Genomic DNA, 26,988 nt, shown 5'->3' with positions numbered 1-26,988 from the left:
TGGAAGCCGAGCTGAGCCTGATAGCGGGGCTCGATCGTCCCCGCGAAGGGGCCGAGGGTGATTGTGTCGCTCGGCTCGGCGACCTGAGTCAGGACGGGCCGGACGGGGGTCTCGACCTCGGCCCTGTCGCCGCGATCAGTGCAGCCGCCCAGCAGGGCGATACCCATGAGGACGAGGGGGAGGCGCGCGCTCATCAGTGGCCTGCGATCTCGGCGGCGGCCACTGTCTGGCCCGGCCGGAGGAACTGGATGCCGGCGACCACCACGCGCTCGCCCGGCTCGACCCCGCGCTTCAGCGCGATGATGTCCGGCCCGAAGCGGTCGATCTCGACGGCGCGGATCGAGACCTTCCGCGTGGCCGGGTCGAAGATCCAGACCGAGGGATGACCATCGTAGCGGTAGAGCGCCGACCAGGGCAGCACGACCGATTCCCGCGGGGCGAACCGACCGCGCCCGACCACAACGGCGCCGAGCCCCATGGCGGGCGGCGTCGTCTGAAGGCCGATCTTGACCCGGACCGTTCCGCTCTTGGCGTCGACGGTCGGCGAGACCTCGCGCACCGTCCCGGTCGCCGTCACGGTGGGATCGGATTGGAGCGCCACCGCGATCGAGCCGTCGGCCGGCGGTTGCGCCAGGAGCGATTCGTAGACGTTGAACACAGCGTCCCGCGGGCCGTCCTGCGCGAGGACCAGGACGGTCTGGCCCGACTGGACCACCTGACCGACCTCGAAACTGCGGCTGGTCACGATCCCGGCGACGCCGGCGCGCAGCTCCGTATACGAAAACTGCTCCTGCGCGGTGCCGAGGGCCGCCCGCGCCGAATCCACAGCGGCCTGGGTCGTGCGCAGCTCCTGCTCGGCGTTGTCGTAGGTGGATCGCGTCGTGAAGCCGCCTGCCAGAAGCTGCTTCTGCCGCTCGAACGCCATTTTCGCCTGGGTCTGCAGCGCCTCCGCCGAGGCAAGGGCAGCCCTGGCATTGTCGAGATTCGCCTGCTGGGTCAGCGGTTCGACCACGGCGAGCACCTGATCGGCTTCGACGTGATCGCCGACCTCGACGCGCCGCTCAGCGACCTTGCCGTTCGTTCGAAACGCGACGTTGACCTGCGCCTGGGGCTGGATGTCCCCGGTCAGCACGGCCTCGGAGGCGATCGGCGTCCGGCGGGCCTCGACGATCCTGACCCGCGCCACTGACGGGTCGTCGGTGGCCTCAGGCGCCGCATGAGCGCACCCGATCGCGCCGAACGCACTTATTACGAGAAGAAGCCGGAATGCAGCGCAGTTCTGGGATATAGTCATGCGATCGACCACCCTGGCCGGGCTCCTGAAAACGCCGTAGCGCGTTCATACCGCTCTCGCTACATACCGTCCAGTCGGTTTTTAAATAGGTGTCGGATGCAGGGCAAGCGCAAGAGGCTGGCGGACCGGCCCGAGATCATCCTCGAAGCCGCGGCGGCGGTTCTGCTGAAGGGGGGTGCGCGGGCGCTGACCATCGATGCCGTTGCCGCCAAGGCGGGCCTCAGTAAGGGGGGCGTGCTCCACCACTACGCGTCGAAGGATGCGCTGATCGCCGCCCTGGTCGCCCGGGAACTCACCCGTCTTCGGGAGGAGATCGCGGCCTGCGAGGCCGCCGTTCCGCCCGGCCCTTCACAGCTTCCGAAGGCGATGGTCGCGCATGTCCGCGCGCATTATTGCGAGGACGACGAATCCTCCCGTACGCTGCTCCTGGCGTCCCTCGACTCGTCGGAGGCGCTGAGGGATTACCGGGCCTTCGTGGCAGATCAGCTCGATCGTGTCGGTCGGATCGCGGAGACCTGTCCGGGCGAGGGCTCCGTGCTGTTCTTCGCGATTCTGGGGCTCTTCATCGGACGGGCGCTGGGCTTCCACCAACTCGGCGAAGCGGAGCTTCAACCGATGCTGGCCGCCCTGGATCGCATGGCGGACCGCTCGGGCGCCTGAGCCGGGCCTTACGCCCGGAACGCTAGAATGGCGCGGGTGCCCTTTCCGCCTGGGGCGTAGGAGAGGGCTGAGCGCAGGTTCGTCGCCATGGCGCGCACGATGCGCGATCCGAGGCCGGTGCCGCGGATCTCCCCCTCGCCGGTCCAGCCGATTCCGTCATCCTCGACCGCGAGGCGGATCGAGTCGGTGCCGTCCCGATCCACCGCGACCCGGATCTCGCCGGACGTACCCGGCGGATAGGCGTACTTGTAGGCGTTGGTGACGAGTTCGGTCACCACGACACCGACGGAAACCGCCTTGTCGGGGGAGAGATGAACCGGCTCGGCGCGCAGATGAATCGCGTGGTCCCGCCCGCTCGCCCGCATGGCGGCCTGCAACTCCTCGATCAGGCTGCCGAGATAGGCGTCCAGCGCCACGGACTCGACATCGTCCGAAGTGTAAAGCCGGCGGTGGATGCCCGCGATGGCCGAGATGCGTGCCTGCATCTCGTCGAGTGCCGCCTTGGCGGCGGGGTCGGTGACGGCATTGCGCTGCATATGCGCCAGGGCGGCCACCAGGGCGAGCGAATTGGCCACGCGGTGATTGACCTCGCGCAGCATCAGCTCGGCCCGGTCACGGGCCTCGCGCATCTCGGCCTCAGCCCGTTCCTTGTCGCGCCGCAAAGCCTCCTGCCGGAGCGCAGTGTCGACCGCCTCGCAGAGCAGTTCGCGGAACTGGCCCTGCACGTCCTTCCAGACGTAATCGACCGCACCCGCCTTGAGGGCGGCGACCGCGACACGCGAATCCTCCGACCCTGTCACGTAGATCACCGGCGGCGCGTGCGGCAGCGCCCGGATCTCCGGCAGCAGATCGAGGCCGGTCTGTCCCGGCATGTGATGATCGAGGGCCACGGCGTCGATCCCGCCCCGCCCTAAGCGGAGCAGCCCGTCGGCGCCGCTGGCGCACAGCTCCACCGCATAGCCGCGCGCTTCCAGCGAGCGTCGGACCAGACGGCTGAGCCCCGGATCGTCGTCAATGTAGAGTATCCGGGCCGCCGCAGCGGTGCCGTCCCCGCCGGCGTGCTCCGCGGTCATGGGTTCTGGGGAACCTCCATCACCGAGAAGAACAGCCCCAGCTGGCGGATCGCGTTGGCGAAGCCGTCGTAGTTGACGGGTTTCGTGATGTAGACGTTGGCACCGAGATCGTAGCAGCGCTGGATCTCGCGGCTGTCATCGGTCGTGGTCAGCACCACCACCGGTGAGCGACGGGTATGCGGGTTCGCCTTGACCTTCTCGAGGATGTCGAGGCCCGTCATATCGGGCAAGTTGAGATCGAGCAGAACGAGGAGATGGCGCCGGGCGCTCGCCTCGCCGGACCCGTCCGGCCCGAGCAGGTAGGTGAGTGCCGAGGTGCCGTCCCGGAACGCCAGGATCTCATTATTGACGCCGGCGCGACGGATGTTGCGCTCGATCAAACGCGCATGCCCCTCGTCGTCCTCGATCATCACGATGCTGACCGGATGCACGGGTCGCTCCACGCTCATGCGGCAACGCGGGGTGTCAATTCAGGATCCTCGGCGCTCGCTGTAGACGCGCCGCGCGGCAAGGTCACGTTGAAGGTCGTGCCCGCGCCAAGTTGCGAACGGACCTCGATCCGGCCGCCGAAGCCCCGAACGAGCGCCTTCACATGGGCGAGGCCGATGCCCTCACCTGGTCGATCCTGCGTCCCGGAGCGTCGGAAAAGCTCGAAGACGCGGGCGTGATCCCGTTCGGCGATGCCGCGGCCGTTGTCGGCGACCGAGAAGCAGATGCCCCGTGATCCGGCGCATTGGGCTGTGACCACGATCTGCCCGGGCCGGGATGGATCGAGATACTTGATGGCGTTGTCCAGCAGGTTGCCGAAGATCTGCTCGATGGCGAGCCGGTCGGCAACGATTGAGGGTAGGTCCGGTGCGATCGTCACAACCGCCCGGGCCGCCTCGGCCTGGTGCCGGTGTGCATCCGCGAGGCTCTGGAGCAGTGCCGTCATGTCGAGGCGTTCCGGCCGGAATTGTCGCCGGCCCTCCCGGGACAGCTTCAGGATCGCGGCGATCAGGCCCTCCATGCGGTTCACGGCGGCCTTGATGAAGCCGAGGGCCTCATCGAAATCCGCGTCGATCCGCTCCGCCTGCGGGTGCCCGGCGAGCGCCGCCCGCATGTCGAGCCGCGTCGCCTCCAACTCGCTGGTGAAGCCCATGACGTTGACCAGCGGCGCACGCAGATCGTGGCTGACGATGTAGGCGTAGCGCTGGATCTCCTCGTTGGATTCCCGCAGTTCGGCCTCGGCCTCCCGCTGCTCGGTGATGTCGGTGTGCACGCCGACCCATTCGCGGATGCCGCCCGTCTCGTTCAGAACCGGGATGGCGCGGATCGCGAAATGGCGCCACGTCCCGTCGACCGTGCGCACGCGATGCTCGTGAACGAACGTGCTGCGGGCCCGAACGGTCTCGTTCCAGGCCTCCACCGTCGCCTGGGCATCCTCCGGATGGACCACCTTGGCCCAGCCATAGCCTTCGTATTCGTCGCGCGACTGCCCGGTCATCGCGCTCCAGCCCGGCTGCTCGCCGATCATCCGGCCGGTCGCATCGTTGGTCCAGAGCACGCCGCGGACCGCCTGCACCGCGCCCCGGAACCGGGCCTCGCTGGCTTCGAGGTCGCGCTGGATTCGCTGCTGATCGAGGGACGAGCCCAGCATCGCCAGGAACAGGATGAAGAAGGTCGCCCCCGCCACGTAGAGCGCGAGGTTCTGCTGCCCCGGCGCCAGCATGGCGACATGGGCGTGGGGAGCGCCTTCCGCCTCAGCCGTGACGGTCGCCGCCGCCATGCCGGTGTAATGCATCCCGGCGACGGCGAGCCCCATGATTCCGGCAGCCATCAGCTTCCGGCCCACGCCGTGATTCCGGAACGCGAGCCACAGGGCAGCGGTCGCTGCGCTGACCGCGATCGCGACCGAGGCCGCGACGAACACCGGATCGTAGGCAAGATCGCCTGGGATCTGCAGCGCCGCCATGCCCGTATAGTGCATCGCGGCGACGCCAAGCCCCATGAGCGGTCCCGCGACCAGGATCGTCGCCGCGCCCTCGCCCCTGTAAGCGACCCAAATGAAGGCCAGTCCCGTCACCGTGACGGCAATGAGGAGCGACAGCACTGTCAGGCCGGCATCGTAGGCGGCGGCCATGCCCATGTCGAAGGCCAGCATGCCGACGAAGTGCATCGACCAGATGCCGCCGCCCATCGCCAGGGCCGCTCCCAAAATCCACGGCCAGCGGGGTCCGGGTGAAGGCCGGCGGATGCGTGCGCCGAGGTCGAGGGCCGTATAGGAAGCGAAGACCGCCAGGCCGATCGAAAGGGCGACGAGCGCCGGATTATAGCCCGTATGGATCATGGGTGCGTCGACGCGGCGCGGGTGCAAGCGTCGATGTAACCCGCAGCGGCTGCGCGCGCCACAAGTTCGGACGTCGCGTGCTCCACTGGGGATTGAAAAGCGCGGGCCTTGTCAGCGCTTGGAGCCACGACGCCACATATCCTGATTCCGGGCCGCCGAAGGATATGGTGCCCGCGTCGAAAGAACGGACTTCGTCTCTGTTCACGCTGAATCGTCATCCTCAAGACCTGTTCAGGCAGCACTCATGCAGTAAGCGGCTCCGCAAAAGTGCGCAGTTTCATACAAATACGGCGGCGCGGCCGGATCGACGCTGCGTCTGACGGTTCGCTCACGGAACAATGACGCAGCGAGGAAAAATTTACGCCCTCCGGCCTGTGACGGCCTCTTCCAGCGCTCCATCGCGTTGTAGGCTGCGTCGCTCACCCATTCCGAATGCAGGTCCATGACCGAACCCGCCACGGCGCCGTTTCCGGACGATCTGCGCATTGCCCTGGCGCGCGCCCTGTACGGGTGCGATCGCGATGCGCAGCCCAACCTTCCAGCGTGGGACGACACGGCCCTCGATGTCGATCATCCGGGCCTGCGTGCGCGTTATCTGCGGCGTGTCGATGCCCTGGCGGCAGGCCCCCTCGCCCCCATGCTTGCGGACGTGTCGGAGCGGGCGGCTGCGGACGAGGAGTTGCGCGTGCTCCGGCGTCAGCGGATGGCGCCGGATCGCGAGAGGGAATTGCTGGAGGCCAACAACCGGTTGCTCAGTCGCGCCGAGGCGGCCGAGGCCATGAGGGAGGCCGCCGAAGCCGCGCTGGTGCGGATGCAGCGCGAGCGGGACGTGGCGCGGGAGGCCGAGACATTCTGGCAGCACTTCGCGTTCGACGCGGACGATCTGGCGACGCGCCGCCTCATCGAGCAGAATGAGGCGCGGGCCGCGGCGGAGCGGGACGCGATCCGCGAGCGCTGCCGGAGGGAGCGGGCCGAGAGCGCTCTGCGCCTCTTCGCCGACCGCGCCGACGTCATGCCGAAGGAGGGCTGGGCCTCGGAGTTGGCCCACGCCAATCGCGACATCCCGCTGTGGTGGTTCCATGCGGCGCGCGTGGCACTGACGCCGCCGGACGCTCCGAGCGATTCGTCCGAGGATGCGACCTGAAGGATGCGCGACTCCGTCCCTTGACGGTATCGGGCCAGCACGCAGGCTCAGGGTGGGCGCCTTCTCCGGAGAGATTGATTGAAGCTGGACCGGATCCTGGATGCGGTACGGGTCGGTTCAGATCGACGCTGCGCGATTCTTTGCACTAGGTCCCGGGTCGCAGTGTCCCTGGGCTGCAGGCGCGGGGGAAGGGGCGCGCGCATCTCGAGTCCGCGTGGCTAGCCCACCACTCCGAGAGGGCCGCGCATTCCACCCTCGTGCGCGCCGGCCGAAAAGGCCCTAAGCAGCCGCCGGCCGATCCACGCTTGCCGGCGGCTCGCGGAACAGCGCCGTGCAACCGGAGCCGCGATGCATGCTCAGGATCGATGCGCGGTCGATCTCCGGATGGGCCTTGAGCACCTTCTGTACGCAACACAGGACGCGCTCGTATTGCGCGGCGTCGAAATTGGGCTCCAGCGGACTGACCGCGATATAGGTCTCGACCACGAGGACACGCTCAGCCCGGTCGCGAGCGACATCCACCGCGATCCAGGACGATTTGATCAGGCTGGTGCTGGCAAGCATGGGCGTCCCTCCTGCAGCGTCGCGTCTTCCGGAGCCGGTCGGCGTCCGATTTTGGCGAAATCATGGACCGCATTCGGAGAGATGCCAAGGGGCATCGGCCGCGCCCCGGCGATTCATCAACGGCCGCGCGTTGAGCCGTTTGTCGTCACAGCTTACGGTGCGTAACTCACCCGCGCACCACGCACCAATTGGGGTCTCGCGTCTCGCGAATGGCATGTGGTATACAGACGATCGGGTTCCGATCGGGATCCGCACGACGGTTTCGCAAGACGACGGGGCCGCGCACTGGGAGGACGTGTAGTCATGATTCGTTCGAGGATGGGGCCTGGCTGCCCCGTGAGCCCGCGCCGCGCCCTGCGGATCGAGGCTGCCCGCCTGCCCCTTGCCCGGTCGGCCTGAGCCAACCTCCGCACCCCCGACGACTGTCCCCAGCTCCGAGACCGATCATGACCAAGGCCCTCGAAGGCGTCCGCATCCTGGATTTCACCCACGTTCAATCCGGCCCGACCTGCACGCAGCTCCTCGCGTGGTTCGGCGCAGACGTGATCAAGGTCGAGCGGCCTGGCGTCGGCGATGCCACGCGCCAGCAACTTCAAGACATTCCGGACGTGGACAGCCTCTATTTCACGATGCTGAACCACAACAAGCGATCGATCACGCTCGATTCGAAGAACCCGAAGGGTAAAGAGGTGCTTTGGCGCCTCATCAAGGAATGCGACGTCCTCGTCGAGAACTTCGCCCCCGGCGCGCTCGCCCGGATGGGCCTGACCTGGGAGAAGATCCACGAGGCCAACCCGCGGATGATCCTGGCCTCGGTCAAGGGTTTCGGGCCCGGCCGCTACGAGGATTGCAAGGTTTACGAGAACGTCGCGCAATGCGCGGGCGGCTCGGCCTCCACGACCGGATTCCGCGATGGCATCCCCATGGTGACCGGGGCGCAGATCGGCGATTCCGGCACCGGGCTGCACCTCGCCCTGGGCATCGTCACCGCCCTCTTCCACCGCACCCATAGCGGCCTCGGCCAGAAGGTTGACTGCGCCATGCAGGATGGCGTGCTGAACCTGTGCCGGGTGAAGCTGCGCGACCAGCAGCGCCTGCAGCACGGACCGCTGAAGGAGTACAGCCAGTTCGGCGAGGGCATCCCGTTCGGCGAGGCGACGCCGCGGGCCGGCAACGATTCCGGCGGCGGCCAGCCGGGGCGTATCCTGCGCTGCAAGGGCTGGGAGCAGGATCCCAACGCCTACATCTACGTCATCACCCAGGCCGCGGTGTGGGAGCCGATCTGCGACATCATCGGCGAGCCCGATTGGAAGACCGATCCGAACTACGCGACCCCGAAGGCCCGTCTGCCGCACCTGAACGAGATCTTCACGCGCATCGAGGCGTGGACCATGAAGGTGTCGAAGTTCGAGGCGATGGACACGCTCAACAAGCATGACATCCCGTGCGGCCCGATCCTGTCGATGAAGGAAATCGCCGAGGACGAGGCCCTGCGGAAGACCGGCACCATCGTGGAGGTCGATCATCCGACGCGCGGCAAGTACCTGACCGTCGGAAACCCCATCAAGCTCTCGGCGAGCCCGAGCGAGGTGGAGCGGTCGCCGCTGCTCGGCGAGCACACGGAGGAGATCCTGCGCAGCCTGCTCGGCTATTCCGAGACCGAAGTCGGCGAGATCGCCAATTCGGGGGCGATCGGGGCGATCCAGAAGATCGCGGCCGAGTGAGCTGACGGGCGGGCGGTACGCCGCCCGCCGATAATCGACGAGATCGGCGGTACTGTCGATGCCCAGGGAACGGGCCTTGGCATGCCGCTGTTCCCCTGCCCTGCGCCCGATACGGGCGGGATAGGTTCTGGAGATCGCATGCGCATCGCCTTCATCGGTCAGCAGGATTTCGGCAAGGCCGTCCTGGAGGCGTTCCTCAAGCGAGGCGACACGGTGGCGGGCGTGTTCTGCGCGCCGGAGAAGCCGGGCGCGAAGCCGGACGTCCTGAAGACGGCGGCCGAGGAGAAGGGGCTGCCGGTCTTCCAATTTCCGAGCCTGAAGAGCCCGGAGGCCGAAGAGGCCATGCGCAGCCTCGACGCCGATATCGGCATCATGGCGTACGTTCTGCAATTCGCGCCGCAGAGCTTCGTCACGATCCCGAAGCACGGCACGATCCAGTATCACCCGAGCCTGCTGCCGCGGTACCGCGGGCCCTCCTCGATCAACTGGCCGATCGCGCGAGGCGACCTTCAGACCGGGCTCACGATCTTCCGGCCGACCGACGGCCTGGATGAGGGACCGGTGATCCTTCAGAAGACCTGCCTGATCGGTGCGAACGCAACCCTGGGCGAGGTCTACTTCGACAACCTTTTCCCGATGGGCGTCGATGCGATGCTGGAGGCGGCCGACCGCGTTGTCGCCGGTCAGCATGTCGAGATCGATCAGGACGAGGATGCCGCGACCTACGAGGGCTGGTTCCGCGCCGCGGAGGCCGAGATCCGCTGGTCGGCCCATGCGGAGCAGATCTACAACCTGATCCGTGCGGCGAACCCCGCCCCCGGTGCCTGGACGACCCGGGACGGGCGGAAGCTGCAGATCTTCGATTCCTGCCTGCATCCGGTCCGGCGCCTCAGCGACGTGAAGGGCAAGCCCGGCGAGGTGATCGCGATCGACGACGAGGGTTTCAGCGTCTGCGCGCAGGGCGGCCAGATCGAGATCAGGAAGGTCAAGCCGGAGGGCGGCAAGAAGATCGCAGCCGCCGACTACGCCCGGGAGACCGGGCTTGCGGTGGGACAGGTGCTGGGCCGCTGACGATCGGGCCCGCCGGCCTCACCGGGACTCGGGATCGGAGGCGTTCAAACCGTATCCGCGGAAGCGCTCCACCGTAGCGCCGATCTCGTGATCGGACAGAAGAGCCGGCGTGCCCACTTGGAGAGCCACCGCGTATTGGTGGCAGAGCGTTTCCAGCTCGACGGCGAGCCAGAGGGCCTTCTCCAGGCTCGCTCCGGCGGCGATCATGCCGTGATTGGCCAGGAGGCAGACGCTGCGATCGGCGAGCGCCGCCAGCGCAAGCTCCGACAGCTCGGCGGTGCCGTAGGGCGCGTAGGGCGCGCAGCGCACGGTCGGGCCGCCGAAGGCCGCGATCATGTAGTGGACCGCGGGGATCTCCTTGCGGCACAGCGCGAACGCCGTGCAGTAGACCGGGTGCGCATGGACGACCGCGCCGCAATCCGAACGGGATGCGAGGATGTCCCGGTGGAAGCGCCATTCCGATGAGGGCTTCTGATCCGGCGGGTGCGTGCCGTCGAGCCCCAGGGGTACGACATCCTCGGGCCGCATCCGGGCCGTCGGCAGGCCCGAGGGCGTGATCAGCAGCCCGTCGCGAAACCGCACCGAGACGTTGCCCGAGGTGCCCCGGTTCAGGCCCTGCGCGTCGAGCTCCTGCGCCGCCGCCACGACGCTCGTCCGCGCGTTGCGCTCGTCCCTGTCCATGCACGGTCTCCGGAAGATGCGGGCTCCGGGTATGCGCAAAAGCCCGGCGCCGTAAAGCGCCGGGCTCGTTTCGGGCGTGCGATCTGCGTTACTGGGCGAGCACCGGAGCGAGGCTCGCTTCGGGTTTCTTGGTGTAGGCCGCGCGCATCGGCTTCAGGACGAAGAGGGCCAGCAGGGCCGCCAGGATGTTGAGCCCCGCGGCCGCGAGGAACACCGTGTGCCAGCTACCGGTCATCGTGGTCAGCACGCTGGTGTAGGGCACGATCAGCGCCGCCGTCCCCTTGGCGGTGTAGAGCAGGCCTGCATTCGTGGCCGCGTATTTCGAGCCGAACGTGTCACCGCAGGTCGCCGGGAACAGGGAGTAGATCTCGCCCCAAGCGAAGAACACGAGGCCGGTCAGCAGCACGAACGCGATCGGGTTGTGGCCGAGCTGGCTCAGGGCGTAGATCCCGAGGCCTTCGATGGCGAACGAGATGAACATCGTGTTCTCGCGACCGATATGGTCGGAGACCCAGCCGAAAAATGGCCGCGTCACGCCGTTGAGCACCCGGTCGAGGGTCGCCGCGAAGGTCAGCGCCGGCAAGGTGATGCCGAGCAGCGAGACCGGCACGTCGGCGATCTTGAAGTCCTTGGCGATCGGGCCGAGCTGTGCCGTCGCCATCAGGCCGCCTGCGGCCATCATGACGAACATCGCGTACATCACCCAGAAGATCGGGGTGCGAACCATCTCGGCCGGCTTGTAGTCACGCTTCGACTGGCTGACCCGGGCGACCACAGGCACCTGGCCCTTGGCGGGGGAGCGCAGGAACAGGGCGATCAGCATCACGATGACGCCCTGCCCGATGCCGAAGTAGAAGAACGCCGCCTCGTAGCCCTGCGACTTGATCATCGCCTGGATCGGCACGACGGTCAGCGCCGAGCCCGCGCCGAAACCCATTGCGGTGATGCCGGCGGCAAGGCCGCGGCGGTCCGGGAACCACTTCAGCGAGTTGCCCACGCAGGTGCCGTAGACCGCGCCCGCGCCTGTGCCACCGATCGCAGCGGCGACGTAGAGCATCGTGAGCGACTCGGCGTAGGAGTTCATCACCCAGGCGATGCCGCAGAGCAGGCCGCCGAACAGGGTGACGATGCGCGGGCCGTATTTATCGACGAACCAGCCCTCGATCGGCACCAGCCAGGTTTCGGTGACTACGAACAGCGTGAACGCCACCTGGATCGCCGCCCGGTCCCAGCCATGACGCTCCTGCATGGGGTTCACGAAGAAGGTCCAGCCGTACTGCATGTTGGCGATCATGCACATGCAGACGACGCCGAAGGCGAGTTGCAGCCATCGGCCGCTCCCCACGGGTTTGCGGATCTCGGACATACGCTTCCCTCCTGGCAGATTATATTTTTGGAGCTTGTCTTCAGCGAACCGTATGCACTGCCCGAACCTGATGTGGCAGAACAAAACGACGGTCGTACTTCAAAAAATTCTTGAACGCTGATCAAACGAGGTCTTCCGCGACGAAGCAACTCGTTGCATCACACCGTCGATTGATTTGGTCGACGGTATGCCAGAAGGATGGTGCTTATATTGCGATCGGGTGTCAATCGAACCTGCAGAAAAATACATGTTCGCGGGTTCGGATTAACCAGGATGCGTTGGACGTGATGCACGCAGCCGCTCGCATCCGGGCGTCGCACCCGATCGCGCGCACGGTCACACGTTCTCGTCACAGTTCTGTGGGACCTGTTCGCTGTCGACTAGGATCTCGCTAAGGTTTGGGGTAGTCCGCTTATAAGCGCACGACTGAGAATGCGTGCGGTACATCATGTGTGTGAGCCGCCGGACCCGGGATGTCGAACTCCGAACCGCTGAGCGTCAAGCCGATCGTTGCCAGTTCAAGTCTCCGGACCTTGGCGTACGAGGCGCTGAAGACGGCCATCACCAACATGGATATCTACGGGCGTCCGGATGAGGTGAGGCTCGATGAGCGCAAGCTTTCGCAGGATCTCGGCGTCAGCCGCACGCCGGTGCGCGAGGCCTTGACGGTTCTCGAGCAAGAGGGATTCGTCCGATCCGAGGCGCGGCGCGGGGTCTTCGTCATCAAGAAGAACAAGCGTGAGATCGTCAGCATGATCCACGCCTGGACGGCGCTGGAAAGCATGGCGGCGCGGCTCGCCTCCACGCGCGCCACCGACGCGCAGCTGCGATCCCTGCGTGAAGCGTTTCCCGAGTTCTATGAGGGGCAGCCGTCTGAGCACATTGACGAGTACTCGGACGCCAATATCCGCTTTCACCAGCGGATCATCGCATTGGGTCACTGCGAAGCGATCGCGGATCTGACCAGCAACCTGCTGATGCATGTCCGCGGGATCCGCAGCACGGCTCTGCGCCAGGGCGACCGGGCCGAGCACTCGATACGCGAGCATGTGGCCATCATCGCGGCCCTGGAGGCGCGCGACGCCGATCTCGCCGAGCGCCTGGTGCGCGAACATGGGCTCGGCCTTGCCCAGCATGTCGACACCTACGGCGATTATCTCGATTGATCGCTGCATAATGTCGGAACACTGAGGTCGCGACAGGGTCGAACCGGGCGGAATAACGATTGCGACTCCGCTGCGGACGCAATCTGTCTTGCTCCTGATCGCGGCAACCGTCGACTGGTCGTCCCTCGTGGATCGACGAAGCACCGCGCCAAGCTGTCAATCAGCTGCCGCGAACCTGTCGTCTCTGGCGAAAGCCCGCGGCGCTTTTTCGCAAGCCGCGATCTCGTTCGCTGAATTCAGGCCCATCCGCTGGACGGTTATCGGCTGACGAGTTGATTGCGGGGGCGATCTTCGGATCACGCTCGTCCTCGGAGGACGCTTGGCTGCAGCGCAGCATTGCGGGCTGACGTCCATTATCCGCTTTCGCCATCGCTGGTTGCATATGGACGCCTGTCCGGGATGGGTCCTACGCCGGTCGCGTGCCATTCATGCATGGGGAACATGTGCGATATTCCGTATCTGGCATACCAGTTTGCGGAGCGGCATGGCATTTATCGCATCGCAACATACGGCTTCGCGCTGACCCGGAGTGCCCCATGATCGCCAGCTTCGCACTGATCTTCGTCGCGTTTGCGGCCTGCCAGGCTGTTCTCACGGTCAAGTTTGCTGATTTTCTGAGCCCCGCGGCCGATACCGATCGCTCGATCGGTTCGACCAGAAATGTTGGGGCCGCCAAGCTCGCCTGAGTTCGGTTTGCTTGCGTCGCGGAGATTGCGTAGGGTTTACACTTTCCTCGTAACTTCCCGTTAGGGTCAACGCACAGTTGATCTAATGGGCGAGGGTGCAATCGTGTTAGCCCCCGGCGCTGCAACGCGAAACGCAGGTCCGCCCTTCGTCCTGCTGATCTCCGATCGGCCGGCGGAACGCTCGGCTTTGGAACGGGCCATCGCGCTGGTGATGGATTGCAAAGCCGTTGAGCCCGGCGCGGTCCTGCCATCCATACGGCCCCATCTCGTCATCGTGGACGCCCCGCCGGACCGGGCCGCGGCGGTCAATCTGGTCGCCGGGGCGTCGGCGCGGCCGGTGCCGTGCCTGATCCTCGCCCGCGGCGGCCCGGCCCCCTTCACGGGGGCCCATGTCCGCCAGATCCCCGCAACGGCGCCGCGGCAAGTCGTGTTGGCGAATGCCTTCGCGATGATCGAAGACGCGGCGCGTTCGGTGGAGGCGCGCAAGCGCCGCCTCATCGAGCATGTCTCCGGGGCCACCGCGATCGTCGCCGACCTGTTCGATAGCGCCGCCCTGGGTGCGGGACTCCGGCAAAGCGACATCGACCGCGGGACCGAGCTGGTGCTCGATGCGGTCTCGGAGGTCGGCATCGGCGCCTGGCTGGAGGCGGTCTGGCGCCACGATATCGGGGTCTATCAGCACACGCTCGGCGTCGCCGGCCATGCGGCCACCTTCGGCGCGACGATCGGCCTAAGCCGCAGCGATCTTGGTCGCCTCGTGCGTGCCGCCCTGCTGCACGATATCGGCAAGTCTCGCATCCCGGTCGACATTCTCAATAAGCCCGGTCCGCTCACCCCCGAGGAATTTCGCCTGATGCAGCGCCATCCCGATATCGGCGCTTCCTTGTTGACCGCCCAGGGGGAGTTCGAGCCTGCCATCATCGATGTCGTTCGCCACCACCACGAGCGCCTCGATGGCCGGGGCTATCCGGACCGGCTCGCCGGCTCCGCGATCAGCGATCTCGTACGAATCATCAGCATCTGCGACGTGTTCTCGGCCTTGACGGAGCGTCGGACCTATCGGCAGCCCGCCAGCGGTGCCGAGGCGCTGTCGATCATGGTCGAGGCGGAGGGGCACCTCGACCGGGATCTCCTGCGCGCGTTCACACCGGTCATGCTGGGAAACGAGACCCTGTCGGCCTGATCGCTGTGGCCTCAGTGACACACTCGGCTTGAACAGGCTGCGGTGAGCGAGGGCCGCCGCGCTTTCGCCGCACGTGAGCAGGAGGGAAGCGCCCAATCTCGACAAACCGCCGTCCGGACCGTGCCGAACCTCACTCGCATCCTCACCGCTGCTCTTCTGCTCACCCTCGCCGGGTGCGGCGGCCTGACCTTCTCGCCTGAGCCGACGGTCGAGAACGCGACGCATACGGCCGTGCTCGATGAAGTGGCGGCTGCCGCAGCCATCTCGACTTATCGCGTTCAGCACGGGCTGAGCCCCGTCGTGGTGGATCCGGTTCTGGTGAAGGCCGCCGCGTTCCAAGCCGGCAACAACGCGCGCCATGGGCAGCTCAGTCACGAGATCGGCGGCAGCTTCACGTCACGCATGGCGTCGGCCGGACTGGCGAAATCCTGGGCGGCGGAAAATCTGAGCGCGGGGTCCGAAACCCTCGAGCAGGTGCTCGCCCGCTGGAAGGCCAGCCCGGAGCACAACAAGAACATGCTTCTCCCGCAGATCCGCCGGATCGGGATCGCCCGGGTGGATGCCCCCGACACGCGCTACAAGCGCTTCTGGGCCCTGGTGATGGCGGGCGGCTGACCCCGCATCAAAGATCGGCGGGGGCGAGGTCGACGATCCGCAACTGCGCCCGCTCGGCCCCGCGCCACCGATCGCACGACAAGGTGCCGGCCACGTGCATCTCACGGCCGATGCCGTTCAGCAGGGCGAGGCCGAGGGGCCGCTCGGCCGCCCGGAAGCAGATGGCGCCCACGGCCTGACCGTCGCGGCTGCGCAGGCGGGCCCGGACATGGCTCGATCCCACGACGCCCGCATCGACCAGCCGATGACGACCCAGGGCGAAGATCGGTTCCGGTGCCCCCTGGCCGAACGGCCCGGCCTTCTGGAACAGCCGCACCGTCTCGGCCGTGGCCCCGCCGGCACTGAGGCTCCCGTCGATCAGCAGGGCATCCGCCGCGCGCGCTAACGCGACGCTCGACCCGAGCAGCAGGGCGAGATGCGCCTCGAAGCGCGGAATGTCGTCGGTCCGGAGGGTCACGCCGGCCGCCATGGCGTGACCGCCGCCCTTGGTGGCGATCCGAGCCTCGACACAGGCGCGCACGGCGAGGCCCAGATCCGCCCCGGGGATCGAGCGGCCCGAGCCGGTGGTGCTGCCATCCGGGCGGAGCGCGAAGGCGAAGGACGGACGGTTGAACCGTTCCTTCAGCCGCGACGCGATCAAGCCGACGACGCCTGGATGCCATGCGGCACTCGCCGCCACCAGCACGGTCCGGGCGGGATCGAGGGTCACGGCGCGATCCATCTCGGCCTCGGCTTCCATCACGGCCTGCGCCTCGATGGCCTGCCGCTCGCGGTTGAGGTGATCGAGCTCGGCGGCGATGCGCGTCGCTTCCGCGGGATCCGCCGTGGTGAGCAGCCGGGCGCCGAGGCCGGAATCGCCGATGCGCCCGCCGGCATTGATGCGCGGCCCGAGCACGTAGCCGAGATGCCACGCCTCCGGCGGTTCGCTCAGCGAGGCGGCATCGAGCAGAGCCGCGAGCCCGGTGCGGCCACGATGGCGCATCACCGTCAGACCCTGGTTCACGAAGGCCCGGTTCAGGCCGGTGAGCGGCACCACATCGGCCACGGTCGCCAGCGCGACGAGGTCGAGGGCGTCGGTCAAAACGGGCTCCGGTCGGTTCGGTCCGAAAAAATTCTCGCGGCGCAGGGCGCGATTCAGGGCGACCAGCGTCAGGAACACCACGCCGGCGGCGCAGAGATGTCCGAGGCCCGAGAGGTCGTCGAGCCGGTTCGGATTCACCACGGCGCGGGCCGGCGGCAGCACTTCGGCGGCGGCGTGGTGATCGAGGACGATCACGTCGAGACCAGATTTCTCCGCCTCTTCGAGGGGCGCGTGACCGCTCGTCCCGCAATCGACGCAGACCAGAAGGGTCGCGCCATCCGCCGCGAGGGCTGTGATGGCCCCGACATTGGGGCCGTAGCCCTCGGTGATCCGGTCCGGGATGTGGATCGGCGCCCGGATGCCGAGGCCGCGCAGATAACCGGCCAGCAGGGCGGCGCTGGCGGCGCCGTCCACATCGTAATCGCCGAACACCGCCACGGTCTCGCCTCGGCGCACGGCGCGCACGAGGCGCCGAACCGCGGCGTCCATGTCGAGCAACGTATCGGGATCGGGCATCAGGTCGCGCAGGCGCGGCGCGAGATGGCGGGTGACATCCTCGGGGCTCACGCCTCGGCCGGCGAGAACCCGCGCCAGAAGCTCCGGCAGCCCATGGGCCTGCACCATCTTGGCGATCTGATTCTGCACGACGGCGCCGCCGCACCGCTCCTGCCAGCGTCGGCCGGTGACAGAGGCGGCTACACCCAGAAAGGCTGGCGGATCGACGAGGAGCGCTGCGGATGACACGGGCGGCAACCTACACTGGTGGCGCCGTGAAATCCCGGGCGCCGTGGCAACAGCCCGCCGTCCGTTCGATCAAAACGAAACGGGGCGGGCCCCACGGCCCGCCCCCCACAGATCCGTACCGATGCTGAAGCGTCAGAAGGTCTTCAGAATCTGGTCCACCACCTTCTTGGCGTCACCGAACAGCATCATCGTGTTGTCGCGGAAGAACACCTCGTTCTCGACGCCCGCGTAGCCCGAGCCCATGCCGCGCTTGATGAACAGCACGGTCTTGGCCCGCTCCACGTCGAGGATCGGCATGCCGTAGATCGGCGAGGCCTTGTCGGTCTTCGCAGCCGGGTTGGTGACGTCGTTGGCGCCGATCACGAAGGCGACGTCCGCCTGCGGGAATTCGCCGTTGATATCCTCCAGCTCGAACACCTCGTCGTACGGCACGTTCGCCTCGGCGAGCAGCACGTTCATGTGTCCCGGCATACGGCCCGCGACCGGGTGGATGGCGTACTTCACGTCGACGCCCTCCTTCTTCAGCATGTCGGCCATCTCGCGCAGCGAATGCTGCGCCTGGGCGACCGCCATGCCGTAGCCCGGGACGATGATGACCCGCTCGGCGTTCTTCATGATGTAGGCGGCATCGTCGGCCGAGCCCTGCTTCACCGGCCGGGTCTCGACCTGACCCGAGCCGGCCGCGGCGGTATCACCGCCGAAGCCGCCGAGGATGACCGAGATGAACGACCGGTTCATCGCGTGGCACATGATGTAGGATAGGATCGCGCCCGAGGAGCCGACCAGCGAGCCGGTGATGATCAGCGCGAGGTTGCCGAGGGTGAAGCCGATGCCGGCCGCCGCCCAGCCCGAGTAGGAGTTGAGCATCGACACGACCACCGGCATGTCGGCGCCGCCGATCGGGATGATGATCAGGCCACCCAGCACCAGGGAGGCGATGATGATCAGCCAGAACAGGGCCTTCGATTCGGTGCCGATGAACAGCGCGAGAAGCAGCACGAGGCCGGCGGCCAGCAGCGCGTTGATCAGGTGACGCTGCGGCAGCATGATCGGCTTGCCGGACATCCGCCCGTCGAGCTTGGCGAATGCGATCACCGAACCCGTGAAGGTGATGGCGCCGATGGCGACGCCCAGGCCCATCTCGAACAGCGACTGCTTGTGATAGTGACCGTTCTCGATGATGCCGAAGGCCTGCGGCGCGTAGAGCGCGCCGGCCGCCACGAACACCGCTGCGAGGCCCACCAGCGAGTGGAAGGCCGCCACGAGCTGCGGCATCGCGGTCATCGACACGCGCTTGGCGATCACAGCGCCGGCGCCGCCGCCGAGCCCCAATCCGAGCAGAACCAGGATCCAGGCGCCGAAGCCGGCCGGCGGATGTCCGACCAGGGTGGTGACGATGGCGAGCCCCATGCCGACCATGCCGTACAGGTTGCCCTGCCGGGAGGTGGTGGGGTGGGAGAGCCCCCGCAGCGCCATGATGAACAGGACGCCGGAGACGATATAGAGAAGGGAGGAGACGTTCTCTGACACGAGCTCAGCCCTTCTTCTTGTACATGCCGAGCATGCGCTGCGTGACGAGGAAGCCCCCGAAGATGTTCACGCTGGCGAGCACGATGCCGATGAAGCCGAAGAACCGGGCCAGCCCGGTGCCCTTCTCGATCAGCGGCACGCCGACCGCGAGGATCGCGCCGACGATGATCACCGAGGAGATCGCGTTGGTAACCGACATCAGCGGCGTGTGCAGGGCCGGGGTCACCGACCAGACCACGTAATAGCCGACGAAGATCGCCAGGACGAAGATCGCGAGCCGGAACACGGTCGGGTCGACGGCCCCGCCGGTGGCTGCGCTGAGCCCGTGGCCCATGCCATCGGCGATGACCTGAGCCTGATTCGCGGCGTTCTGCGCCACAGCGGCGGCGGCGCGGGCCGCGTCGGCCAGCACGCGGGCCTGATCGGCCGCTTGGTCGGGAGGGACGATGACGGTTGCCATTCTGCTACTCCTCGCGACGGGGTCTTAGTGCGCGCTCGAGGCGGCGGCGGAGCCCTTGCCGGCCTCGGACTTGGCGAGACCCAGGGACGCGGCTTCCGAGGCGGGCCCATCGGTCTTCGGTTGGAAGGATGTGTGGACCACCGAGCCGTCGCGGGTGAGGTTGGTCGCCTTCACGAGCTCGTCGTCCCACTTGATGTTCAGCGCCTTCGACTCCTTGTCGATCAGGGTCTCGACGAAGGCGTAGAGGTTGCGCGCGTAGAGGCTCGATGCGGTGGCGGCGAGTCGGCCCGGCACGTTGGTGTGTCCGACGATCTTCACCCCCCGCTCCGTGGTGACGATCTCGCCGGGCTTGGCGCCGGCGACGTTGCCGCCGCGCTCGACCGCCAGATCGACGAGGACCGAGCCGGGTTTCATCGACGCCACCATCTCCTCCGAAACCAGCTTCGGCGCCGGCCGACCGGGGATGAGGGCCGTGGTGATGACGATGTCCTGCTTGGCGATGTGCCCCTTGACCAGTTCGGCCTGCTTGGCGCGATAGCCTTCAGACATCTCCTTGGCGTAGCCGCCTGCGGTCTCGGCCTGCTTGAACTCATCGTCCTCGACGGCGACGAACTTCGCGCCCAGCGATTCGACCTGCTCCTTGGTGGCCGGACGCACGTCGGTCGCGGTCACGACCGCCCCGAGGCGACGGGCCGTGGCGATGGCCTGAAGGCCCGCGACGCCGACACCCATCACGAAGACGCGGGCGGCCGGCACGGTGCCGGCGGCGGTCATCATCATCGGCATCGCGCGGCCGTACTCGGCAGCGCCGTCCACCACAGCCCGGTAGCCTGCGAGGTTCGCCTGCGAGGACAGCACGTCCATCACCTGCGCGCGGGTGATGCGCGGCATCAGCTCCATCGAGAAGGCCGCCACGCCGGCATCCGCCATGGCCTTGAGGGCGTCGTCGTTGCCGTAGGGGTCCATGATCGCCACCACGGCGGCGTCGCGCTTGAAGTGCGGCAGCTCTTCGGCACTCGGCCGGCCGACCTTCAGGATAAGGTCGGCGTCCCGCGCGGCATCCGCGGCGCTGCCGACCATGCTGGCCCCGGCCGCCTCATACTCGTCGTCCAGGATGCCGGCCTTCTTGCCCGCTCCGGATTGCACCACGACGTCGGCACCGAGGGCCTTGAATTTCTTCACGGTCTCGGGAACCGCAGCAACGCGCGGCTCCGCGGAGTCCGTCTCGGACAGCACAGCAATACGCATGCGCGGATTCCTCTGGATAAGCTCGGCATCCCGAATGCGCGAACCGGCGCGGCTTTGCGAGATGCGGACCTAAGAGACTGCGATGAAACAGGTTCGAATGTAACTTGTGCTCAATTAAATTGCACGCCGTGCACAAGAGGCCCTCTCCGGCAGGCCCGGATGGGATATTGGAACGGCGGATCCGGTCCCTCGGACCAGAGGGGATCAGCTTACGCGAAGAAGAGGTAGAGCAGCAGCAGGATGCCGACCACGAGAGGGCCGCGCCATCCGACCGCCGGGGCGAGCGCACCAACTGCACCGGCTGCACCCGAGGCGATGACGCCCACGATCGCCAGCAGCCAAGCTTCGCGGACGCCGCCGATCGCCAGGGCCAGAACCCAGCAGATCACGACGCCCGTCGCGATCTCGACGAAGCGGACGAAGCCGCGATAGGTCTGCTCGTGGGTCTTCGCGTCCATCGCCGGGCTGTAGCTGTGTCCGGCCACCGTATCACTCTCAGCCATCGTGCGCTCGTTCCCTTAGACGCGACTTCTTGCGGTCACGGTGGGATGTAGCTCAAGCGTTTAACTGCCGCAATCGGACGCACGCAATTGATCACCGCCCCGATAGAGGTTCAGCGGCCCGTCATACCGGCTTCGGCAACCCGACCTCGGCCAGGGCGTGGCCCTGGCGTTCCGCGAGATCGTCCAGCGAGAAATGCTCGATCTCGGCCTCAAACAACCGGTGGTAGTTCAGCTCCGAGCGCAAGTGGAGGAAGACGGCGCCGAGACCCACCGCGGCGCGGTCCATGAACACGAATTCCTGCGGAACGGTGACGGGGCCCCGCTCCTTCAGAGCCTGATGCACCTCGAAGGCCTGGCGACGGCCATACTCGCCGGGCTTCACACCGTCGGCGACGGTGCGGGTACGGTCTTCGAGGAGCGGTCCGTAGATGAACCGTGCCCAGATGTTCAGGATCTCGATCTTCTCCTTGTCCAGATCCTTGAAGCCCCAGACCTCGTAGGCGTGCACGATGCGGGCAGAGTCGTTCTCCAGCAACCCCCGGTAGAGATCCACCACGCCGCCGACGAAGCGGGGGTGAAAGATGCGCACGCAGCCGTAATCGAGCAGGTTGATTCCAGCGGCTTCCCCGCCCTCCGAGAACACCGTGTAGTTGCCGAGATGCGGGTCGCCATGAATGACCGCGGCCCGACTGAACGGATGCCACCACGCCTTGAACATCGCCTGCGCGATGCGGTTGCGGATTTCGACCGGCTCCTCGGCGAAGCCCAGGATCTTGTCGCCATCGAGCCAGCCGAGCGTCAGCAAGCGCTTGGTGGAGAGATCGGGGAAAACCTCGGGAACACGGACCGCCGCGATGTCCTTGAGCACTGCGCCGTACAGGGCGGCGTGCTTGGCTTCGCGCTCATAATCCAGCTCCTCGCGCACGCGCGCGCCGATCTCCTTGGCGATCTCCCGCGTGTCGAGCCAGGAATTCATCCGCCGGTGGAGGGCGAACGCCACCTCGAGCTGCTTGAGATCGGCTTCGACCGCCGATTGCATGTCCGGATACTGGAGCTTGCAGGCCAGTCGCTCGCCGTCTTTCGCGGTGGCGCGGTGAACCTGGCCAAGCGAGGCGGCCGCGGCGGGCTTCAGATCGAAGCTGCCGAATCGCCCCTGCCACCCGGCGCCGAGTTCGGACTGCATCCGGCGGCGGACGAAGGCGGCGCCCATGGGCGGCGCATCGGCCTGAAGCTTCTGCAATTCGGTGGCGTATTCCGGTGGCAGCAGGTCGGGTACGGTGGCCAGGAGCTGCGCGACCTTCATGATCGGGCCCTTCAGGCCGCCCAGCGCCTGCGCCAGGGCGGCGGCGTTGGTCGTGCCCTCCTTGCCGAACAGGCGGGCCATCGCCATGCGGGCGGCCACGCCCCCGACATTCGCGCCGACGCTGGCGTAGCGCCCCGCCCGGGCGGAGAAGCGATTGGCTTCGCGGTCGATCTCGGCCATGTCTCGATCTGTCTGTCTGCTGCCGGAATGCAGATATGCCTCGCCGGGTCGGGCACCAGGGGCGTGGGGCCCTGCGCCGCGGTCAGGCCGGCCTGGAACGCGGATCCAGCGGGTGAAGCCGGATTCGTCGATCTCGCCGACGGCGGGGCCGCGGATCACCAGCTCCGCCTCCGCCTTGTCGGCAATGAAATCGATGCCGTTATCCCGGGGAACGTCACGCAATCATGGCGGCTCGCCAAAGAGCCGAAGCTGCTGAGCGTGAATGGCCGGAAGGAGCTCACTCGTGAGCCTCTCGATCCCCTGACCGGTGCGCGTACTGCGAGTTCCGCCAGGGCATTGCGATCGGTCTTCATTGCCTCCTCGGCGACCGTCATGCCCTTACCGAAGGCCGGATCGTCAGGCGACGGCCGGACGGAGCCGTCCGAATTTTCCGTCACGCCGAGCCAATCACCCTGAAGCAGATTGCGCTTGCCCGGACGTTCCTTCGGCAGGATGAGCCCGGTTGAGTTCCCAACACGCTTGACTTCAAGCTTCGGCATCAACTCCTGGATGTCATACGATCGGTATGACATCCAGGATGCCGTGTCGGAAGCGCTGTCTCACCCTTGCCCTTCCATGCCCTCCAGCTCCACGATCATCCCCTCGATCATCCCGAGCCCGATCTGCCAGAAGCCCGGATCCTTCGCGTCGAGGCCGAAGGGCGCGAGCAGCTCGCCGTAGGGCTTCGAGCCGCCGGCCCCGAGCAGCGCGAAGTACCGGTCCACAAAGCCCTCCTCGGCCCGGGCGTAGACCCCGTAAAGCGAGTTCACGAGGCAATCGCCGAACGCGTAGGCGTAGACATAGAACGGCGAGTGGATGAAGTGCGGGATGTAGGCCCAATAGGGCTCGTAGCCCGAATCCAATGTGATTGCCGGACCCAGTGATTCCGCTTGAACCGACAGCCAGAGGGCGTTGATCTGGTCGGTCGTCAGCTCTCCCTTGGCGCGGGCGAGGTGTACCTTCCGTTCGAACGAATAGAAGGCGATCTGGCGGACCACCGTGTTGATCATGTCCTCGACCTTGGCGGCGAGCATCGCGCGACGTTGGGTCGTGTCTGTGGTGGCGGCAAGCAGCTTGCGGAAGGTCAGCATCTCGCCAAACACGCTTGCGGTCTCGGCCAGAGTCAGGGGCGTCGGCGCCATCAGCGCGCCGTTCGGGCCGGCGAGCACCTGATGGACGCCATGGCCGAGTTCGTGGGCGAGGGTCATCACGTCCCGGGGCTTGCCCTGGTAATTGACCAGCACGTAGGGGTGGACCGAAGGCACGGTCGGGTGCGCGAAGGCGCCGGGCGCCTTACCGGGCCGCGTCGGCGCGTCGATCCAGCGATCGTCGAAGAAGCGCTTCGCAATGCCGGCCATCTTCGGCGAGAAGGCATCGTAGGCCGACAGGACCGTATCGCGCGCCTCAGTCCACGGAATCGTGCGCTGCTCGACCTTCGGCAGCGGCGCATTCCGGTCCCAGTAGTGCAGCGCCTCCTGCCCGAACCATCGCGCCTTCAACTTGTAATAGCGGTGCGACAGGCGTGGATAGGCCGCCCGCACGGCATCGACCAGGGCCTCCACCACCTCGGGCTCGACCCGGTTGGAGAGGTGGCGCGCATCGGCCACGTCCTTGAAGCCGCGCCAGCGGTCGGAGATCTCCTTATCCTTGGCGAGTGTGTTGGTGATCAGCGTGAACACCCGCAGATGCCCGCGCAGCACCGTGCTGATCGCGCCCGCGGCCTCCCTGCGGACGGCCCCATCAGCGTCCTGAAGCTTGTTGAGGGTCGGCTCAAGCGGCATCTCCTCGCCCTGCACGGTGAAGCGCAGCGACGCGATGGTCTCGTTGAACAGCCGGTCCCAGGCGGCGTTCGCGGTCACCGACTTCTCGAGGAACAGCTTCTCGGTGCGGTCATCGAGCTGGTGCGGCTTCTCCCGGCGCAGATCCTCGATCCACGGCGCGTATCGGGCGAGCGGCCCCTCCGCCATCGCGGCATTCATCACGGCATCCTCGACCCGGTTCAGTTCGAGGGCGAAGAACAGGAGGTCGGCCGACGCGTTGGTCAGGCGCTCGCGGGTGTCACCGTAGAACTTGGCCCGGGCCTCATCGGTCGTATCGCCGGAATAGACGAGGCCGGCGAACGACATGAGCTTGCCGAGCAGATCCTCGATTCCCTCATAGGTCCGCACGGCCTCGGCGAGGGCCGCGGAGGCATCGGCGCCGCTGACGATCGCCGCAATGCGCCCGGCATAGGTCTCGGAGAAGCGGCGGCATTCCTCCTCGGCCCGGGTCATGTCGACAGAGAAATTCGGATCGTCGATGCCCGCATAGAGGTCCGACAGATCCCATTCCGGGAGGACACCGAGGTCGGCCGCCTTCGCGGCGGCGCGCGCGGCGCTCACGCCCTCGGGCAGGCGGACGGTCACCGGCGACGCGGTGGGGCTCGGCATCATGTCGTGCATTCCTTTCACGGGGCTTGGCTCCGTAGCCTGATATCGAGCGGGCCGCCACGCGTTCAACGCGGCGCGTTGCCGACGCGCCCGGCCGATCCCCAACCGAGCGCTGCAAACGTCGTTAAGCGCCACTTTACGTCTGTGGTTCACCCTCCGGCTCGAAACGAAACAGCTGCCGAATCGGAACCGACGACCGGGATCGCTCCCGCGCCTCCGGTCCGGTCCGCGTGCCGGTCAGGGAGCCGCCATGTCCACCACCGTGCTTATCGTGGACGACGATCCGGTCCAGCGTCGCCTCGCCGAGGCGGCGGTGCGCCGGTTCGGCTTCGAGGCGCGGGTGGTCGAAAACGGCGCCGACGCGCTGATCGTGCTCAAATCCGAGGGCGCCGACGTGGTGCTCCTCGATCTGGTGATGCCGGGCCTCGATGGGCTCGGCGTGCTGGCCGAGATGCGCAAGAGCGGCCTGGCGACGCCGGTCATCGTTCAGACCTCCAACGGGTCGATCGACGCGGTGGTGACGGCGATGCGGGCCGGCGCGGTCGACTTCGTGGTCAAGCCGGCGGGCGCGGAGCGCTTGCAGGTCTCGATCAAGAACGCCCTGCGGGTCGATACCCTGGAAGAGGAGGTGCGCCGCATGCGCCGCCGGGCCTCCGGGGCGCTGACCTTCAAGGATCTCGCCTCCAAAAGCCCCGACATGGAGCGGGTGATCCGCCTCGCCGAGCGGGCGGCGAAGTCCAACATCCCCGTTTTGATTGAGGGCGAATCCGGCGTCGGCAAGGAGGTCCTGGCCCGGGCGATCCAGGGGTCGGGCGACCGGCGCGGCAAGGCGTTCGTGACGGTCAATTGCGGGGCGATCCCGGAAAATCTCGTGGAATCGACCCTGTTCGGCCACGAGAAGGGGGCGTTCACGGGCGCCACCGAGAAGCATGCCGGCAAGTTCGTGGAGGCCTCGGGCGGCACCCTGTTCCTTGACGAGATCGGTGAATTGCCCCTCGACGCGCAGGTGAAGCTGCTGCGCGCGTTGCAGGAGGGCGAAGTCGATCCTGTGGGTGGCAAGCGCGCGGTGCGGGTCGATATCCGCCTCGTCTCTGCGACCAACCGTTCGCTCCTCGATCTCGTGAAGCAGGGCAAATTCCGCGAGGATCTCTATTACCGCCTCAACGTCTTCCCGATGACCCTGCCGCCGCTCCGGGCGCGCCGGGAGGATATCCCCGATCTCGTCCGCTCCTTCTGCGCGCGCTTCTCCGCCGAGGAGGGCAAGCGCGTTCGGGCGATCACATCGGAAGCGATGGCGCTCCTGACCCGCTACCCCTGGCCCGGGAATGTCCGTCAGTTGGAGAACGCGCTGTTTCGCGCCGTGGTCTTGGCCGATGGCGACGAACTGACGGTGGCCGAGTTTCCGCAGATCGCCGCGCAGGTCGAGGGCTTCGACGTTCGTATCCCGGCTCTGCCGAGCCAGCCCGTGATGCCGGCCTACGCCCCGGAGCCGGTGCGCGAGATCGTGCGCGTCGAGGTTCGCGATCCGCATACGATGTCGCTGGTCGCCGAGGAAACCGGCGAGATGAAGCCGATGGATGTGCTCGAAGCCGAGATCATCCGCTACGCCTTGCAGTTCTACCGTCAGCGTATGTCGGAAGTCTCGCGCCGCCTCGGGATCGGTCGATCCACCCTCTATCGCAAGTTGAAGGATCTTGGTCTCGAAGGCGACGAGAAGGGTGAGGACGCGGCCTGACGGAGCGTTGGGTGCGCTAGCGCACGGGGCGACCGTACCGCCGCGAGCCGCGAACCAATTGCGAAACTGCTACGCGATAACGGTTGAGCACCGATCAAGTTGAGGCTTCGACAGCTTCGATAACCAACCAGCTCCAACAGATCGAACTCTCTACTGGGAACGACTGCGGTTGCTGAATGC

23 protein-coding genes and 2 pseudogenes are annotated in these 26,988 nt (G+C 66.9%); 9 read left to right on the top strand and 16 right to left on the bottom strand.

The features are described 5' to 3' along the window. Together MKK88_RS25230 and MKK88_RS25225 are read right to left on the bottom strand one after the other, a co-directional pair. Positions 1-194 (bottom strand): annotated as a pseudogene (locus MKK88_RS25230) (efflux transporter periplasmic adaptor subunit); the annotation flags it as partial. Beyond that, positions 194-1,294, bottom strand: a complete 1,101-nt coding sequence (locus tag MKK88_RS25225) for an efflux RND transporter periplasmic adaptor subunit (protein WP_244004658.1) — start codon at positions 1,292-1,294, stop codon at positions 194-196. The gene MKK88_RS25225 and the pseudogene MKK88_RS25230, both read right to left, overlap by 1 nt. Before the next feature lie 96 nt (positions 1,295-1,390). On the opposite strand from MKK88_RS25225, the gene MKK88_RS25220 reads away from it, so the two are divergent. Further along, complete coding sequence (locus tag MKK88_RS25220; protein WP_244004656.1) at positions 1,391-1,954, top strand: TetR/AcrR family transcriptional regulator; 564 nt, start codon at positions 1,391-1,393, stop codon at positions 1,952-1,954. An 8-nt stretch (positions 1,955-1,962) separates the two neighbouring features. Here MKK88_RS25220 and MKK88_RS25215 read toward each other — a convergent pair whose 3' ends face one another. The 3 genes from MKK88_RS25215 to MKK88_RS25205 are packed head-to-tail and all read right to left on the bottom strand — an operon-like array spanning position 1,963 to position 5,356. After that, the gene (locus MKK88_RS25215) at positions 1,963-3,027 is read right to left on the bottom strand and encodes a sensor histidine kinase (protein ID WP_244004654.1); all 1,065 of its coding nucleotides are present in this window, start codon (positions 3,025-3,027) and stop codon (positions 1,963-1,965) included. Then, positions 3,024-3,476, bottom strand: a complete 453-nt coding sequence (locus tag MKK88_RS25210; protein WP_244004652.1) for a response regulator — start codon at positions 3,474-3,476, stop codon at positions 3,024-3,026. Before MKK88_RS25210 ends, MKK88_RS25215 begins: the two co-directional genes overlap by 4 nt. Then, complete coding sequence (locus tag MKK88_RS25205) at positions 3,473-5,356, bottom strand: MHYT domain-containing protein (RefSeq protein ID WP_244004650.1); 1,884 nt, start codon at positions 5,354-5,356, stop codon at positions 3,473-3,475. Before MKK88_RS25205 ends, MKK88_RS25210 begins: the two co-directional genes overlap by 4 nt. Positions 5,357-5,798: 442 nt before the next feature. Between MKK88_RS25205 and MKK88_RS25200 the strand changes: the two genes are divergently transcribed. Then, positions 5,799-6,500, top strand: a complete 702-nt coding sequence (locus tag MKK88_RS25200) for a hypothetical protein (RefSeq protein WP_244004648.1) — start codon at positions 5,799-5,801, stop codon at positions 6,498-6,500. Between the two features lie 279 nt (positions 6,501-6,779). On the opposite strand, the gene MKK88_RS25195 is transcribed toward MKK88_RS25200, so the two are convergent. Beyond that, the gene (locus MKK88_RS25195; RefSeq protein ID WP_244004646.1) at positions 6,780-7,064 is read right to left on the bottom strand and encodes a hypothetical protein; all 285 of its coding nucleotides are present in this window, start codon (positions 7,062-7,064) and stop codon (positions 6,780-6,782) included. 446 nt (positions 7,065-7,510) lie between these two features. On the opposite strand from MKK88_RS25195, the gene frc reads away from it, so the two are divergent. Both frc and MKK88_RS25185 read left to right on the top strand, forming a co-directional pair. After that, positions 7,511-8,788, top strand: coding sequence for a formyl-CoA transferase (frc, locus tag MKK88_RS25190; protein WP_244004644.1), 1,278 nt, complete (start codon positions 7,511-7,513; stop codon positions 8,786-8,788). 138 nt (positions 8,789-8,926) lie between these two features. After that, positions 8,927-9,859, top strand: coding sequence for a methionyl-tRNA formyltransferase (locus MKK88_RS25185; protein ID WP_244004643.1), 933 nt, complete (start codon positions 8,927-8,929; stop codon positions 9,857-9,859). A gap of 18 nt (positions 9,860-9,877) precedes the next feature. Here the strand turns inward: MKK88_RS25185 and MKK88_RS25180 are convergent, their stop codons facing one another. After that, positions 9,878-10,540, bottom strand: coding sequence for a class II aldolase/adducin family protein (locus tag MKK88_RS25180; RefSeq protein ID WP_244004641.1), 663 nt, complete (start codon positions 10,538-10,540; stop codon positions 9,878-9,880). 88 nt (positions 10,541-10,628) lie between these two features. Beyond that, complete coding sequence (gene oxlT / locus MKK88_RS25175; RefSeq protein WP_244004639.1) at positions 10,629-11,906, bottom strand: oxalate/formate MFS antiporter; 1,278 nt, start codon at positions 11,904-11,906, stop codon at positions 10,629-10,631. Positions 11,907-12,379: 473 nt separating this feature from the next. On the opposite strand from oxlT, the gene MKK88_RS25170 reads away from it, so the two are divergent. The 4 genes from MKK88_RS25170 (at position 12,380) to MKK88_RS25155 (ending at position 15,556) form a co-directional block, all read left to right on the top strand. Further along, on the top strand, positions 12,380-13,072 hold the full coding sequence (locus tag MKK88_RS25170; protein ID WP_244004637.1) for a GntR family transcriptional regulator: 693 nt from the start codon (positions 12,380-12,382) through the stop codon (positions 13,070-13,072). A gap of 536 nt (positions 13,073-13,608) precedes the next feature. Then, positions 13,609-13,758, top strand: coding sequence for a hypothetical protein (locus MKK88_RS25165; protein ID WP_244004635.1), 150 nt, complete (start codon positions 13,609-13,611; stop codon positions 13,756-13,758). A 187-nt stretch (positions 13,759-13,945) separates the two neighbouring features. Further along, positions 13,946-14,941 carry an HD domain-containing phosphohydrolase gene (locus MKK88_RS25160; protein ID WP_313902345.1) on the top strand — a complete coding sequence of 332 codons (996 nt, stop codon included), beginning with the start codon at positions 13,946-13,948 and terminating at the stop codon, positions 14,939-14,941. Between the two features lie 120 nt (positions 14,942-15,061). Continuing rightward, positions 15,062-15,556 carry a CAP domain-containing protein gene (locus MKK88_RS25155; protein WP_244004631.1) on the top strand — a complete coding sequence of 165 codons (495 nt, stop codon included), beginning with the start codon at positions 15,062-15,064 and terminating at the stop codon, positions 15,554-15,556. A gap of 7 nt (positions 15,557-15,563) precedes the next feature. On the opposite strand, the gene recJ is transcribed toward MKK88_RS25155, so the two are convergent. From recJ to MKK88_RS25115, 8 genes and pseudogenes are all read right to left on the bottom strand, one after another. Beyond that, entirely contained in the window at positions 15,564-17,381 is a 1,818-nt protein-coding gene (gene recJ, locus MKK88_RS25150; protein WP_244004629.1) for a single-stranded-DNA-specific exonuclease RecJ, read from the bottom strand. A 132-nt stretch (positions 17,382-17,513) separates the two neighbouring features. Continuing rightward, on the bottom strand, positions 17,514-18,911 hold the full coding sequence (locus MKK88_RS25145) for an NAD(P)(+) transhydrogenase (Re/Si-specific) subunit beta (RefSeq protein ID WP_244004627.1): 1,398 nt from the start codon (positions 18,909-18,911) through the stop codon (positions 17,514-17,516). Positions 18,912-18,915: 4 nt separating this feature from the next. Then, entirely contained in the window at positions 18,916-19,371 is a 456-nt protein-coding gene (locus MKK88_RS25140) for a proton-translocating transhydrogenase family protein (RefSeq protein WP_244004625.1), read from the bottom strand. Between the two features lie 24 nt (positions 19,372-19,395). Beyond that, positions 19,396-20,619, bottom strand: a complete 1,224-nt coding sequence (locus MKK88_RS25135; RefSeq protein WP_244004623.1) for a Re/Si-specific NAD(P)(+) transhydrogenase subunit alpha — start codon at positions 20,617-20,619, stop codon at positions 19,396-19,398. Between the two features lie 209 nt (positions 20,620-20,828). Next, positions 20,829-21,122: an aa3-type cytochrome c oxidase subunit IV gene (locus MKK88_RS25130; protein WP_244004621.1), complete on the bottom strand. Its 294-nt coding sequence runs from the start codon at positions 21,120-21,122 to the stop codon at positions 20,829-20,831. A gap of 121 nt (positions 21,123-21,243) precedes the next feature. Next, a complete protein-coding gene (locus MKK88_RS25125; RefSeq protein ID WP_244004619.1) occupies positions 21,244-22,605 on the bottom strand; it encodes an ABC1 kinase family protein in 1,362 nt (453 codons plus the stop codon). Between the two features lie 317 nt (positions 22,606-22,922). Continuing rightward, a pseudogene (locus MKK88_RS34325) lies at positions 22,923-23,177 on the bottom strand (AbrB family transcriptional regulator); the annotation flags it as partial. A 27-nt stretch (positions 23,178-23,204) separates the two neighbouring features. Then, a complete protein-coding gene (locus MKK88_RS25115; protein WP_244004615.1) occupies positions 23,205-25,076 on the bottom strand; it encodes a M3 family oligoendopeptidase in 1,872 nt (623 codons plus the stop codon). Positions 25,077-25,323: 247 nt separating this feature from the next. On the opposite strand from MKK88_RS25115, the gene MKK88_RS25110 reads away from it, so the two are divergent. Next, entirely contained in the window at positions 25,324-26,808 is a 1,485-nt protein-coding gene (locus tag MKK88_RS25110) for a sigma-54-dependent transcriptional regulator (RefSeq protein WP_244004613.1), read from the top strand. Positions 26,809-26,988: the final 180 nt, after the last annotated feature.

Origin of the sequence: Methylobacterium sp. E-005, assembly GCF_022829725.1 — a bacterium.
Classification (GTDB): domain Bacteria; phylum Pseudomonadota; class Alphaproteobacteria; order Rhizobiales; family Beijerinckiaceae; genus Methylobacterium.
Note: the sequence above shows the minus strand (reverse complement) of the source record. Positions and strands in the feature narration are given on the sequence as shown.